The organism is Halorubrum coriense DSM 10284, from assembly GCF_000337035.1.
In the GTDB taxonomy this organism is placed as follows: Archaea; Halobacteriota; Halobacteria; order Halobacteriales; family Haloferacaceae; genus Halorubrum; species Halorubrum coriense.
The window spans coordinates 24,231-37,710 of sequence record NZ_AOJL01000068.1 but is presented as its reverse complement, the minus strand read 5'-3'; the positions used below and the strand labels follow the sequence as shown (position 1 = coordinate 37,710).

Here is a 13,480-nt window from a genome sequence, read left to right as displayed (position 1 = left end):
CTTGAACCAAGTTCGCCAAACCCGTCGTACTCTTGTGCTTTCACTACTTCCCGTGCGGCAACGTTCGGATATGTCCGAATCTCGCCGGTCGGTTTGATTCCCTCATGAATTTCCAACATCTGGCGGTTCGCAGCGGCGGCTTGTATGACCGTTTGGTGGTGGTTCACCGCACGCTGAGAGTGGTGGGTCTGAGTCGGCTCTTGGTCGTTTAATTTATCATACAGCCCAGGGTCGTTGACGTACCCGTTTTTGATTGATCGAATCCCAGTGTCCTCGTAATCTTCAAATATATCCTCATTTTCAATTTCATCCTCATAGTTACCGAGATTCCCAGAAGTCTCGTTATGCATAGTCATTTCGACCGGATTCGAGAGGTTGGCACCGAACTCGGTAACCTCATTCACATCAAAGTCCGGATATGAGTCGTCAATACCAAGTTCGAGGGCAGTTCCATCGGCATTGGCACCGTAACTACTCCAGCCTTTATTCCACCCTTCTGCGAGAACACTGTCGAGACCGTGTTCACTCGCGAACCGCATATATCGCTTCATACGTTCTGTCCGCGCGCCGTGGATGTACGCAGCAGGGTTGTTATTGTTCCGGGAGATCTCGTTGTCACTTTTGTACTCCCAGTTGGCGCTCCCAGCGATCATCGTCCACCAGATACCAACATATTTGCGACCGTTTTCGAGCCACGACGTGTCACCGCTCGGGAACACCGACTCATCGAGNCCAGCGATCATCGTCCACCAGATACCAACATATTTGCGACCGTTTTCGAGCCACGACGTGTCACCGCTCGGGAACACCGACTCATCGAGTGGGTCCGCTAGCAATGGAATGAGTTGAGACTCCACAAGATCACCCGGTGTGCCTCCAATCTGTATCGTCCGCCAGGGCGTCATATGGGGGGCCGAAGCTTTCACTGACGATCCATCTGGGAGTGGCGCGAGTTCAGCTGCAAATTTCGGACTGCCTGCGTTAGACTGAGATGCCAACGACAAGGAGGCATAATTACTGAGGTTTGATTCGTGGACACTTAGATACGGTCCACTGCTACCAGTGTCTATCGTCAGCGGTGTGTGTGCTCCGCGTCGCACAGAGTTTCCGTTTGGCCTGGTAGATCCTCCCCCTGAAGGAATATCGCTCAAAGTGCCTGTGGCATACTCCTGTTCAAACCTCGGGTTAACCCACTCGTTTTCGATCCACCAAGCGTCGTAATCACCAGCGAAATTAAATTCCGTGTTCTCCGAATCGATACTGAAATCTCCAAATCCGTCATCCAGCACTACACGAAAACCGAGCCCGCTATTGAATACTCGCACCTCAAGGCTTGCTGCTCGGCCATCTTCCGTGGTCTCTTGGAGATTAAGGGTGAGGTAGTTGTACTCTTCTTCAACAGAGGCGAATTCACCCCATTCGGGGGTCCACTCTTCGGTTGTTGTCCCGCGCTCGCCTCCAGTAGGAAGAATTCTTGGTCCGCTCCCGTCAATGGCTGTCCCAAACGCGTCTTGTCCGGAGAAATTGAAGCCGATCGGCGATGGCTCGACGTATGTCGTTCCCTCGTAAGTAACAGTATAATTTGGGACCCCCGACGAAACGTCGACTGTCATGTTGATAGATCCATCTGGAGATNTATGTCGTTCCCTCGTAAGTAACAGTATAATTTGGGACCCCCGACGAAACGTCGACTGTCATGTTGATAGATCCATCTGGAGATGAGATAGTCTGTGTGGCGAGATCTTGTTGATCAACCGCGTTTGACGCGTCTGGTTTCTCGACAGCAGCCTGAATAGTCACTGGGAGGGTCTGTTCGGCAGTAACGGCTTCTGTGTCGATGTACACGCCGACTGACTCGCTCTCACCAACGCCTAAGCCAAGAACTTCGTCCTGTCCGTTACGAAGCCTTTCGTTCTGGTTACTTCCNGACATTAGCGAAATCGAACGTCCCCCAGATGTAGATCGTCTGTGTCCCTTGGTTTGTGATCTGGAACACATCGTCAAACGTGTACACAGAGTTGGTCCCAACCCCTTGGCCGCCAGCGGCTGTGTCACTGAAGTTGAGTCCAAGCTGGTTGGCACCTGTTACAGTCGCATACCTGCCGTTTGGCCCACTAGAAGGCGTTAGTCCGAGGTACCCACCGNTGAAGTTGAGTCCAAGCTGGTTGGCACCTGTTACAGTCGCATACCTGCCGTTTGGCCCACTAGAAGGCGTTAGTCCGAGGTACCCACCGCTGTCTCCAGCAACCTCAACACTGACATCTTGATTTGTTGTGACACTGCTGAACGCGCCAGTCCCAACAGCACTAGCGCCGGCAGTACCGCCGAGCAACATGAGGAGTTTGCGTCGGTTCACCATAGTTGTCTTATCGAATGCCCAGCGACGGAATCGAACCGTCTCACCCCGGTTTCCATAACGGGGACACACCTGTGTGGGTGGTGCGGTGATCTCAAACGTATTATTTAAAATACATGTTGAATAATACTTGTAGTCTGATTGTGTTACTCTCTATTTGCGGGGGTGTACTTGGTTATGAGACGGTTGAGGTTTGTCAGGGGGACCTCGATACNTCTATTTGCGGGGGTGTACTTGGTTATGAGACGGTTGAGGTTTGTCAGGGGGACCTCGATACATTGAGTGTACAACTTGATCCGGATCAGGAACCCCTTGAGCCAGAATCAATCAGTCATTGAAGCTAATTTCTACCGTTCTCTTGGAGTGAAACCGTTCTTGCTCTAGCAAAGAGACCTAGTAACCTCACTCCTCGTCTTCGTCTTCCCCATCCTCTTGTTCGCTCTCGGCTTCGTCTTCGTCTTTCCCATCCTCTTGTTCGCTCTCGGCTTCGTCTTCGTCTTCCCCATCCCCTTGTTCGCTCTCGGCTTGACTCGGTACGCACGTGACTTCGAGAGTACGATTATACGAGACGCTTGCACTTGATCCGGTCCCGGTTACCTCAAATTTGAGCTCAATATCTTGCGTTGTAGAACAATCTAGCGTAACGGTGACAGTACCAGCGCCCCCNTCCGGTCCCGGTTACCTCAAATTTGAGCTCAATATCTTGCGTTGTAGAACAATCTAGCGTAACGGTGACAGTACCAGCGCCCCCTTGATTGAGTTGACTTGGAGAATCAGCGGTTTTGATTGTGGGCCCAGACGAACTTGTACGCAAAGCGTTGACCTCCAAGGTGTCGAGGTCGAAACCGATTTGATTGTGATACTCTACAACTGGTGTCGGTTGCCCTGCAGTAATGTTTTCACCCTCATTGGCGAGTTGCTCGTAGCCGAGATATGCGTTGTCGTCCTCAGTTACGTTGACTGCGACTCCGCGGTCAGCATCTATAGTCGTGAACCCAGCGGTACCAAAAATAAATCCAATCGCTGCTGTAAATGCGAGCAGAATACTCAGGAGACGGAATTTACCAGCGCGGATCTGCGGCGTCCGACTAGGTACTCTCATTCTTACTGATAGAGTTCAGGTGGTTTCTCTCTAGTACCAAGACGAGTACGGCGTCCGACGATGTAGTGAACAATTGCTGACATTCCGAAGGCGGTGGCTGTGAAAATGCCCACCTCAACTGGTTCAAGTGTCCCAACTACCGGTGCGTCAACTGTGACTGCGAGCAGGAGTGAAACTGCGACACCTGCGAGCCCAACGTAATAAAGACTCCAGGGGATTTCCTTGCTACTAACAGCCTCAACATATATGTCGAGGTCTTCCAACTGAGGCGTAGGATGAACTACACTTTCTTCTTCGTCAACAGTTACGATGTTGTTTTTCTCTAGATTCGGCAGGTGGGTGCGCTTGAGGGTACTGTACACGCTTCGGTGATCCTCGTACTCAACGTCGTCGGGATCTCTACCGGTCTCCCAAGCAGCGATATGTTCTGAAAGTTCAGAGATATCGACCGGCCCTTGCTTGCGTTTGAGCGCGTGGATCACAAATCGTCGTCGACGATTCGATAGAACATCATAGATTTTGTCTTCGGACAGTTCATCCTCCTTTGAGTTTGATTCGTTTGTTGATGTCGTGATTGGTAGCATTCGATCGACCCCTTAGCCCGCTTGTCAAGATACCCAAGCACCAAACCGCCGATTGTCTGTTTAGATTTGTGAGGACAGATAGTATAAAGCAATAATATATTTTATCTGTTATTATGTTCCACGACACATTATCTGGGTCTCCCTATCATTCTGAAGGAATTGATTGAAACATTACAGAATCCGCTCTTGGGTCTTCAAGCTACTCTTGATCTGTCCGTAATGATACCCTGAACGCTGTGATACAGATACATGTCGCTTCAGGCACTGCTTGATGCGAACAATAACGCGTGCCTGAGCCAAATCGAGTTTGCCATTCAATTCATCAACTCCTCCAAGATGTAGCCTCGAGCGTCTCATAACGAAGTAGGTCCCTCTCTATGACTCATTCGAGCGCTTCCGGCCTGAATGGTCAGGCTCGGGGGTGCCAGAACACAGGTGAAATCCAATATGCAACGGCGAAAGTTTGTCGTCGGACTGGGTGCATTGGCTTCTGGAAGCGCGGCTGCCGTAGGGACTGGCGCGTTCACAAGTGTCACAGCAGACAGGTCGGTTTCCGTTACTGTGGCTGGCGATGCGAATGCCTACCTCGCACTGAGTTCGAGTGGTTCGAACTCCAGCTACGTCGAAACTACGGGCAGCGGCGAAGTTGAACTCAACCTTGATGACTTAGACGAGAGCGACACTACTACTTCGTCTCCAAGTTCCCCTGATGGCGCAGAGGGTGTGAACCCGAACGCGACGACGGTGATTGACAGTGTCCTCACGATCGCGAACCAGGGCACGCAGAAAGTCGAAGCTGACCTTGCTGCTCCTTCTACTGGCTCCAATGATGTGACCGTTGGTCAGCCGTCCGACTCCTCCCCAAGCAATGGTGTATACATCTACTACGATCCTGATGAAGATTCCAGCGATACTGGAGATCCCAACCCTCAGAGATTCAACAACACGAATGTTGAACTAGACACCGGTGAGAGTATCGATGTGGATGTGACTGTCGTTTCCGGGACGAGTGATTTCTCTGGTACCCTCGAAATCGAAGCGGATGCTGACGACGCCGACGGCTCTGCGACGTAATTAAATTCGACTTCCCCTATTCCACTTATGAAGCGAAGACATTTCATCGCTGGTCTGGCGTCGACGACGCTTGGGGGAGCTACGGCAGTCGGAACAGGTGCATTCAGCACTGTTGAGGCGAACCGCACTGTGAACGTAACTGTCGCAGACGAGTCACAAGCTTATCTCGCCCTCGACAAGGGCTCCGATCAATCCTCATTCGCGCGGACGGGTGCGGCAGGCGGGAACGGTGAGATCTCGCTTGATTTCAACGGTTCAAGCGGTGCTAGTGGTATTGGTGTCGGGATTGATTCGACATACTCGTTCGATGGAGTAATTCAGGTTACGAATCAAGGGGCTCAGTCAGTCTACTTGAAGGCACCCGTCAGTGATGCCAGCAGCGACGACAGTGCGACGGGCGAGATAACCGATGCGTACTTTTACGTCGCGAGTGTGGAGAGTAGGCCAATTGACGGTGATGAAACCGGGTTCGATGGAACGACTGAAGGTGAGACCTGGCTGAAACTCCCCACCGGTACGCCAGCGCAGTTAGGATTCTTCATCGACTCGACTGGTGCATCACAAACGACGCAGGCTGAAAAAGAAGAGCTGTCGGCCACGTTCACCGCCCAAGCCACCCAACCAGGTGGCACTCTCATCAATAGTTCCGGTAGTACGATCTGACTCCAAGCCAAGACGCTGTAGACCACGACCCACGCTGGCACACGTTGTCTCGATGATATCGGGACACGTGGCACGGCATCGCCGTGTAACGGCGGTTCGATTCCGCCGGTGGGCATTTCCCCTCAAGGGGGAGGTCAATATGAACCGACGCAAATATCTCGCAGCGCTGGGCGTGTTGGGAAGTGGAACTGCTGCGGCAATGGGGACTGGCGCATTCACTAGTGTAAGCGCAAGCCGTGATGTAAGTGTCTCCGTCGCAGACGACACGAATGGGTACCTCGGGCTCTCTGCTTCTCCTAATGAAAACGGAGAGTTCGCATCGGTGGACACCAGCTCTGGTGGCGATGGTGAGATTGCGTTGGACTTCGGAGCGTCAGATGGTGGCGGATCTGGTGTTGGCCTCAATTCAACGTACAATTTCGACGACGTATTCCGGATTGAGAACCAAGGTACCCAGACGATCTACGTTTGGGCTAACTTCAGTGGCGAGGATCTTGACGACGACGATATTTGGTTCTATCCGGGAAGCGACTCGGATCGCGAATTAAACGACGGTAGTAACAGTGTTGTGACACTCACTACCGGCCAGCAGGTCAACGTTGGCGTCCACATCGACACGAGTGTTCTCAGTTCAACGGAAAATCAGGCACTCACTGCCTCGCTAACTGCTGATGTCGATGTGCCGGGTGGCTTAGAAGGCTCACAACCAAGTGATCCAGTCGGTGAGGACGCTGCCGTCGTCAGTAAAGATCCAGACGCTGGGGAATTCAGTTCGATTCAGGACGCAATTGATGCCGTTGATGGGACAACGATCTTGGTCGAGTCCGGTAGGTACGAGGAGAGCGTAGCGATTGATGTTGATGGCCTAACTCTCAAAGGCCCGAACGCTGGCATCGCTGGTGACAGCGACCAGCGTGGTGCTGAAGCAAATATCAATGGCTTGGTGGCCGTTGACGCCGAACAGGTTACCATCGATGGATTCGCTATTGAGCGCGAAGCTAGTGGTAGCATCAACCAGAAGGGTGTGATTCAGATGGGGGCCGTCGGAGATTCGGCCAGCGGCTCGACGATTGCCAACAACGCCGTTACGCCGAACGACACCAACAGTGAATCCGCTGGCCTCGCTGGCGTCGCGATTGAAAGCGCAGACAACGTGACAATCAGCGATAACGTGATCGCACCGGCTGCCGATAGCGCTGACACGATCGGAATCACTCGATACGTCTCGAATATTGAGAACCTGACGGTGAGTGACAATGTGATTGAGACGACCCTGGGGATGGCCTTCGGTGGTAATGATACTACTGATAATCCGCTGACGTACAGCGCATCGATTACAGGTAATCAGTTCGACAATAGTGGTACTTACAGCCTCGCAGTGTACGAGTCTGAAAACCTCGATGTAACCGTCACAGAGAACGAGTTTAGTGCTGATAGCGGGATCTTCGTGACGAGTCTTGCTAGAGAGGAGGCTCCCCGACCTACCCCAGCTGGCGACGGTGAGAAACTCGCAGTGGATCAAGTCGTGGATGATAACACGTTCAACACAACTGGTGAGGTTACAACTACCTCTGTTGGGGAAGACTCCACGTACATCGTTGATGATGCTATTCTCGGTGAGGAGTAATTAGGCTACCTGTATACTTCTGCTTCGAACTGGTTTCTAACCGACTGCGGCTTTTCCATTCTTTCACAACCGACGAGTCGCGGGCTTACTCGCACACTGTGAGGCCCGCCTCATCGTAGATTTCTTTCAGCCGTTCCGGGAGGTAATCGAGGTAATGTTTCTCCAGTACTGACGAGGGCGTCCGACCGCAGAAGGCGTTGATATACGTCACATCCACGCCGCATCAACTCATCTCAGTCGCAAACCAGCGCCGGAGTTTCTGTACCGTCACCTTCACGCAGACCTCCTCAGACACGTGGCGGAACTTCCGATTCAGGGTTGCTTCGTGGTCTGGAACACACGCTCATCGTCAGGGTCACGCTCGGGTTTGAACGCTTCGAACGCCTCCGCCGCTTCGTCGCTGAGAACGTGACCCACGTCTGCTCCGTGCTTGACTCCTTCTCGGGGACGATCATCCGCTTGCTCTCGTCGGTGTCGTCTATCGCCAGTTGACAAAGTTCGCTGGACCGTAGACTCGACATCGCCGCGAACAGGAACGCCACGTTGTACTTCATATTCTCCAGCGCGTCGTAGACCGCCTGGATGTCCGCTTTCGACGGTACGTCGTGGAGTTCGCCGACTTACTCGGCATCTCGAAGGCGTCCATCACCTCCCGATCGAGGAAATCACTGAAGAATACGCGGAGTGCGCCGATGATGCTCATCTGGATCGCGTCGCTCACGTCACCCCGAAGTCGAGGTAATCCGCGATGTTGTCTTGGGTGATGGGTGACGGTGGTGTGTCGGCGTGCTGAAGAATTGGTACGATGTATCGCGTGTGGAGGTCAGTCGTGTTTTCACTACCGCGAAGGATGCTCGTAGCGACTCGCAGTAATTAGCGAACACATCATCAACCAACGCATCGGCACTAAATGGTGTCTGTGCCGCCACCGTGTTCAAGCACACCTCGATACGCTCATGTGCGGCAATTTCTTATATACTAATGACACTTAGTATAACAAGATGAGATGGCAGCGTGGGTCAACCGTCCTACTCATCATAATCTCGTTAGGAGCGGTCGTCCTGTTGGTCGTCTCCAGCGGCGCAGCTATCCTCGATCAACCGAGCGATTCACTCAATGATGAGGTCGCACTCCAACCCGGCGACAACCCCTACGCATACCTCAACGAGAATGGCGAACTCGCGGTTGATATCACTGAAAACAATCCGAACCTCGATAATGAGGGGGTGAATCCAGACGCATTTGCGGCTCAGGAGACACTCTTCTATATTACCTACGACGGAAACGCGTCCGCAGAAGCATGGATCGACCACGAGGGGACAGGCGTCACGTTTGTCGTTGACGGCGAACCGATCGAGACCGAGTCGAACGCTGTACGGCTGACTTCGGAAAACGACGCGGTTCCAGTCGGCGTCGAAGTTGACACCCGTGTAGCCGAAGTCGCTCCGGGCGACCAACTCATTGATGAAATTTCGGTCCACGCCCGTCCGTCCGATTCAGAGGCGGTCGGAGACGTAGGTAACGATGGCAATAGTGACGACGATGACGATCCGGGAACAGTTACGACGGTAGAGTCACCCGACTCAACCGCCCGCAATGTTGAAATTCTCTCGCTTGCTGCTGAAGTAGAGACTGAAGTCAATCTCCGACAGCTCCACGTCGGCGACCCAGCGGTCCGACTCACTAACCTGACGTTCGTCAGTACGGACTCCGGTGACGTCGAGTTCGAAGTAAGGGGTACCACCGACCCACCGCCAGAAACTTCCGCCATGCCGCTTGGTGTGGATACGCTCGGCTACTACACAGTTGAGTTTACCACACCTGACCAGCCAATCAGCGAGGCTACTACTGAGCTCGTTGTGGATCGCGACTATCTCGCGGAAACGGACGTTGACCCCGAACAACTCGCCGTCTACCGTGAGACGGAGGCAGGCTGGAAGCAGCCGAAGACGACCGTAGTCAGCGCGAACGATGAGACAGTCCGACTCCGAGTTGTCTCCACGGGGTTCTCTGCGTTCGCGGTCGCAGCCGAGCGCCCAGCATTAGTCCCGGTTGAGGCGACCCTCTCAGCCAATCAAGTCGCGGCTGGGGAGACGCTAACCGTTACTGTTAATCTCGATAACAACGGACGGGCCCCCGCGAATGAGGTGGAGGTTCAAATTGTAACCGCTGATGAAGGAGAGTTGGTGAGTGACGAGGTCGCCACAGTCAACGCTGAGGTTGGCGAGACGACGACCGAATCAATAGTTGTCCGCCTCAACTCCCCTGGAGAGTACAACCTCGTCCTGACAGGTCCAGCTCTTGAACCTGGACCGGGGGATTCCGGAATGGGAACCGATCAAATAATCGCGCAGTCTATTACCGTGACCGAACAACCCGATGGCGAAACCGGTACCGAGGCCGGAGGTGCTTCCAGTGTCAACACTCCAAATGATGGCTCTGCCGATACGGGTGTCTCAGGCGAGACAGAAGTGAGAGATGACAGGGAAGAAGCAGTGACTGAACGTTCTGGCATCGATCTTACTGAGCTTGGAGGAATTGCGTTGCTCATCGGTATTGTCCTCACAACTCTGTTCCTGTTCCGACGCGCGCCGCGATGATTACTCGTTCATACTACGTCGGTACGGCGGGAAGCGCCTCGAAGGGCGCTGTCGAACAGTACATCGCTNTTCCGACGCGCGCCGCGATGATTACTCGTTCATACTACGTCGGTACGGCGGGAAGCGCCTCGAAGGGCGCTGTCGAACAGTACATCGCTAAACAGGAGTGTGACGACGAATGAAGCGCGTCAGCACCTTCGAGGTCATGCCACAGACCGAGAACGACAAAGAGTGCCTTCTACGGCTACTCGACGCCTCCGCCTCCCTGTGGAACGAACTGACCTACGAACGTCGCCAGAACTACTTCGGAGACGGCGACGTGTGGGACACCTCCGAGTACCGTGGACAGTACAACGGCGTCGTCGGAAGCGCGACCGTCCAACAGGTCACGCGCAAGAGCAGTGAAGCGTGACGGTCGTTCTTCGCCCTCACGGAAAAAGGCGAGTACGCCAACCCACCGTCGTACTGGGGCAACGAGGAGGACGGACGCGAACTCCGTACCTACATCCGATGTAACCAGTACACGATTGAGTGGGGCAAGCGTAGCCGTCTGGAAATCCCTGTTGGGCAAGAACTGAAAGACGAATACGGACTCGGCTACCACGAACGACTCCGCCTCAAACTCCGAGGCAACCCGAAGTGGGACGGCAAACAGGGTCGTCTGGAACTCGAATACGACGAAGTGAGCGACACATTCAGGACTTTTCAACCAGTCACCGTACCTGATTCTCGACTGGATTCACCACTGGCTTCTCACGAAGCCGCCCTCGACGTTGGCGCGAACAACCTCGTCGCCTGTTCCACGACTACTGGGAACCAGTACCTCTACGACGGACGGGAGTTGTTCGGACGGTTCCGCGAGACGACCGACGAAATCGCCCGCCTACAGTCGAAACTCCGAGAGGGGCGCTACTCCTCGAATCAGATTCGACGGCTGTACCGACAGCGGACGAAGCGTCGTGACCACGCACAGAACGCGCTGGTGCGCGACCTCGTTGAACGACTGTACGACGAGGGTGTGACGACGGTGTACGTGGGCGACTTGACCGACGTGCTGGAAACGCACTGGTCGGTTAGAGTGAACGAGAAGACGCACAACTTCTGGGCGTTCAAGAAGTTCAGCCACCATCTCGCGTGTATCTGTGAGGAGTACGGCATCAGTCTCGAGGTCGAATCGGAAGCGTGGACTTCTCAAACGTGTCCCGGGTGTGGCGACCACGAGGAGACGGTTCGCCACGGGGAGACGCTGACGTGTCCGTGCGGTTTCGAGGGGCACGCCGACCTCACGGCGTCGGAGACGTTCCTTCGAGAAAACAGCGATTGCGAAGTCAGGCCGATGGCACGGCCCGTGCGATTCGAGTGGAACGACCACGATTGGTCGGGGAAACCATACCCTCACGAAAGTCCCAAAGAAGTGCGCACGAACCCGCAAGTTGCCTCTGTGGGTCGGTAGCCGAACCCCAACGGAGGGATCCTCGCGCTTTAGCGCGGGGAGGATGTCAAGAGCGAAAAGTCGGAGGGGTGATCTTTAAAGCCGTTCCGTCAACAACCTCGACTTTCTGCCGATCCACCTCAAAGATCATCAAGCGGTCGTAGGTTCTCTACGACGGCATTAACATCTCCACCCGGAGATGAATCTCAATACTTGGGTGGGTATGAGCGTCTGACGTAGTATTAAGACTCTTCGACATCTCTGCGCTCTTTGAGGGCAAAGACATCTATGAGAATTGGAGTTACCAACCAGAAGGGGGGTGCTGGGAAGACAACCACGACACTGAACGTCGCCGGCGCGCTGAATCAGCACGGCCACGACGTGCTCGTCATCGACCTCGACCCGCAAGGCCACGCGACCGAGGGGCTCGGTTTCGAGGATTTTTATGACGATCCCGACCGCGACTCGCTATTCGACGTCCTCCCAGATATCGACCGGATGGACGACCTCGGGCGGTTGGTCGTCGAGCATCAAGAGGTCGACGTCGTCCCGAGCCACGAGCGGATGATCAACGCCGAGGACGAACTCGCGAACGTGATGAAACGCGAGGAGCGACTCGACATGCTCCTCAACGAGAGCGACGCCGACCAGCGCTGGGACTATATCCTCGTTGACTGCCCGCCAAACCTCGGTGTCCTCACCGACAACGCAATCGTCGCAACCGGGAACGCCCTGATCCCTGCTCAGGCGAAGTCAACCAGCATCCGCGCGATCGAACTCTTGTTCAAACAACTCCGGAGCATCGAGTCCGCGTTTGGCGAGGTCGACGAGATCGCACTTGTTGCGAACGAGGTCGGCGTCGACGGCGAAGCTGAGGAGATGATGGCATGGTTCAAAGATGTCTTTGAGGACAAAGAAGACTGTGAGGTCTTTGAGATCAGAAAGCGTGTCGCACTCCAGCGCGCATGGAACGCTGGCGTCTCCATCTTTGAGCATAATGAGAGCTGCGACATGGAGGAAGTCTATCTAGACGTCGCTGAGCACTTGGAGGGTTACGCCGATGACTGATGGTGACGGGAAGCGGGACCGCAACCCGTGGGACGATCGCTACGACCGCGATGATGACGATCGAGACAATGCTGCCATCGAAAGTGAGGCGTCCTCAGAGACTACGGAGATGTCGGAAGCATCGAATACATCAGAGACCTCAAAGAAACAAAAGACAACAAAGATGTCTAAGAGCAAAAAGACAGCAGAGAGCGAAGAGAGCAATGAGACCGTCCGTGAGCGGAAGAACGTGAACATGTATCTCCCAGAGGGTCTCGTCGATGACCTCCAGATGCGGTATTCGGAATTGAATGTCGAGTGGCGACGTCGCCACGGAGAGGACATGCCGAAGAACGATGAGTTCTACCCGGCGGCGATCCGGGCAGCGTTGGGTGAGTCGTCGATTGAGGAAGAGCTCGGTCTTGGCGAGTAGGCGCCATATCTCTATCGCGGTATACACTATACAAATAGACGAAATGAGGTGTCTCCCACAAACACTCCACTACCGAAGTGTATCTTCGGCGGTCTGACCCCCTGATTCAGGACGACAAGAACGGCTTCTCGAAGGTGTAAGCGTGGTTGATAATGGGTTTCCGGTGAGAGTATGCCTAGTTTTTGGGATAACTAAGGTTATCCCGGAATCTGACTATGCTCGGCAGAGCACCTATCCTCCCGACGGACTGACGACCCAACATGACCGAGACCTTCCATCTCAAGTGCCCCGGCTGTGGGACGGAGAAAGCCCCGTTTACCACCCACGACGGGACCATCGGTGTTCACTGCTCGTGCGGCGTCAGCTTCAACGTCGACATCGAGGCGAGGCAGGTCGGCGAATGGTGGGTGCGCTGACTAAGCGGGTACCTTCAGTTCTGCGGCCTGCTTATACTCGTTAGACTTTCCGATAGGCTTCTCGCAGTTGTGGCAGTGGAGTTTGTGGCCGGCTGGAAGGAGATAACTGGCCTGTACAGTGTTTATCTTGTCACACGCTGGGCAGG

General features: G+C 54.3%; 11 protein-coding genes and 2 pseudogenes. 9 read left to right on the top strand and 4 right to left on the bottom strand.

What is annotated here, in order from left to right; genetic code table 11:
• A partial coding sequence (locus C464_RS18130) for a glycoside hydrolase family 97 N-terminal domain-containing protein (RefSeq protein WP_193366028.1) occupies window positions 1-1,613 on the bottom strand: 1,613 nt, incomplete at its 3' end.
• A 1,847-nt stretch (window positions 1,614-3,460) separates the two neighbouring features.
• Window positions 3,461-4,042, bottom strand: coding sequence for a DUF7344 domain-containing protein (locus C464_RS16970; protein ID WP_049911401.1), 582 nt, complete (start codon window positions 4,040-4,042; stop codon window positions 3,461-3,463).
• Window positions 4,043-4,603: 561 nt separating this feature from the next.
• Between C464_RS16970 and C464_RS18125 the strand changes: the two genes are divergently transcribed.
• The 3 genes from C464_RS18125 to C464_RS18830 all read left to right on the top strand — a co-directional run bounded on the left by C464_RS18125 (window position 4,604) and on the right by C464_RS18830 (window position 7,406).
• Window positions 4,604-5,116: a hypothetical protein gene (locus C464_RS18125; protein ID WP_204366007.1), complete on the top strand. Its 513-nt coding sequence runs from the start codon at window positions 4,604-4,606 to the stop codon at window positions 5,114-5,116.
• Window positions 5,117-5,143: 27 nt separating this feature from the next.
• Window positions 5,144-5,779 (top strand): hypothetical protein, encoded by a 636-nt coding sequence (locus C464_RS18835; protein ID WP_152421013.1) that lies wholly within the window; start codon window positions 5,144-5,146, stop codon window positions 5,777-5,779.
• A gap of 139 nt (window positions 5,780-5,918) precedes the next feature.
• Window positions 5,919-7,406, top strand: coding sequence for a DUF1102 domain-containing protein (locus C464_RS18830; protein WP_204366006.1), 1,488 nt, complete (start codon window positions 5,919-5,921; stop codon window positions 7,404-7,406).
• 287 nt (window positions 7,407-7,693) lie between these two features.
• On the opposite strand, the gene C464_RS18825 is transcribed toward C464_RS18830, so the two are convergent.
• Window positions 7,694-7,960, bottom strand: coding sequence for a hypothetical protein (locus tag C464_RS18825; protein ID WP_152421012.1), 267 nt, complete (start codon window positions 7,958-7,960; stop codon window positions 7,694-7,696).
• Window positions 7,957-8,127 (bottom strand): hypothetical protein, encoded by a 171-nt coding sequence (locus tag C464_RS19040; RefSeq protein WP_161781694.1) that lies wholly within the window; start codon window positions 8,125-8,127, stop codon window positions 7,957-7,959. Before C464_RS19040 ends, C464_RS18825 begins: the two co-directional genes overlap by 4 nt.
• Window positions 8,128-8,407: 280 nt before the next feature.
• Between C464_RS19040 and C464_RS16960 the strand changes: the two genes are divergently transcribed.
• The 6 genes and pseudogenes from C464_RS16960 (at window position 8,408) to C464_RS19035 (ending at window position 13,334) form a co-directional block, all read left to right on the top strand.
• Window positions 8,408-10,006, top strand: a complete 1,599-nt coding sequence (locus tag C464_RS16960; protein ID WP_049911399.1) for a DUF1102 domain-containing protein — start codon at window positions 8,408-8,410, stop codon at window positions 10,004-10,006.
• A 2-nt stretch (window positions 10,007-10,008) separates the two neighbouring features.
• Window positions 10,009-10,074 (top strand): annotated as a pseudogene (locus C464_RS20100) (IS200/IS605 family transposase); the annotation flags it as partial.
• Window positions 10,075-10,184: 110 nt separating this feature from the next.
• Window positions 10,185-11,459, top strand: a pseudogene (locus C464_RS16955) (RNA-guided endonuclease InsQ/TnpB family protein).
• Between the two features lie 267 nt (window positions 11,460-11,726).
• Window positions 11,727-12,506 (top strand): ParA family protein, encoded by a 780-nt coding sequence (locus C464_RS16950; protein ID WP_006115032.1) that lies wholly within the window; start codon window positions 11,727-11,729, stop codon window positions 12,504-12,506.
• Window positions 12,499-12,918 carry a hypothetical protein gene (locus tag C464_RS19795; protein WP_006115031.1) on the top strand — a complete coding sequence of 140 codons (420 nt, stop codon included), beginning with the start codon at window positions 12,499-12,501 and terminating at the stop codon, window positions 12,916-12,918. The genes C464_RS16950 and C464_RS19795 overlap by 8 nt, the downstream gene beginning before the upstream one ends.
• 260 nt (window positions 12,919-13,178) lie before the next feature.
• The gene (locus tag C464_RS19035) at window positions 13,179-13,334 is read left to right on the top strand and encodes a hypothetical protein (protein WP_161781693.1); all 156 of its coding nucleotides are present in this window, start codon (window positions 13,179-13,181) and stop codon (window positions 13,332-13,334) included.
• Window positions 13,335-13,480: the final 146 nt, after the last annotated feature.

What these genes read in the sequence shown, in the direction of transcription:
- C464_RS19035 (WP_161781693.1), top strand. Translation starts at nt 13,179, where the DNA reads ATGACCGAGACCTTCCATCTCAAGTGCCCCGGCTGTGGGACGGAGAAA.
- C464_RS16970 (WP_049911401.1), bottom strand. Translation starts at nt 4,042, where the DNA reads ATGCTACCAATCACGACATCAACAAACGAATCAAACTCAAAGGAGGAT.
- C464_RS16950 (WP_006115032.1), top strand. Translation starts at nt 11,727, where the DNA reads ATGAGAATTGGAGTTACCAACCAGAAGGGGGGTGCTGGGAAGACAACC.
- C464_RS18835 (WP_152421013.1), top strand. Translation starts at nt 5,144, where the DNA reads ATGAAGCGAAGACATTTCATCGCTGGTCTGGCGTCGACGACGCTTGGG.
- C464_RS16960 (WP_049911399.1), top strand. Translation starts at nt 8,408, where the DNA reads ATGAGATGGCAGCGTGGGTCAACCGTCCTACTCATCATAATCTCGTTA.
- C464_RS18830 (WP_204366006.1), top strand. Translation starts at nt 5,919, where the DNA reads ATGAACCGACGCAAATATCTCGCAGCGCTGGGCGTGTTGGGAAGTGGA.
- C464_RS19795 (WP_006115031.1), top strand. Translation starts at nt 12,499, where the DNA reads ATGACTGATGGTGACGGGAAGCGGGACCGCAACCCGTGGGACGATCGC.
- C464_RS18825 (WP_152421012.1), bottom strand. Translation starts at nt 7,960, where the DNA reads ATGAAGTACAACGTGGCGTTCCTGTTCGCGGCGATGTCGAGTCTACGG.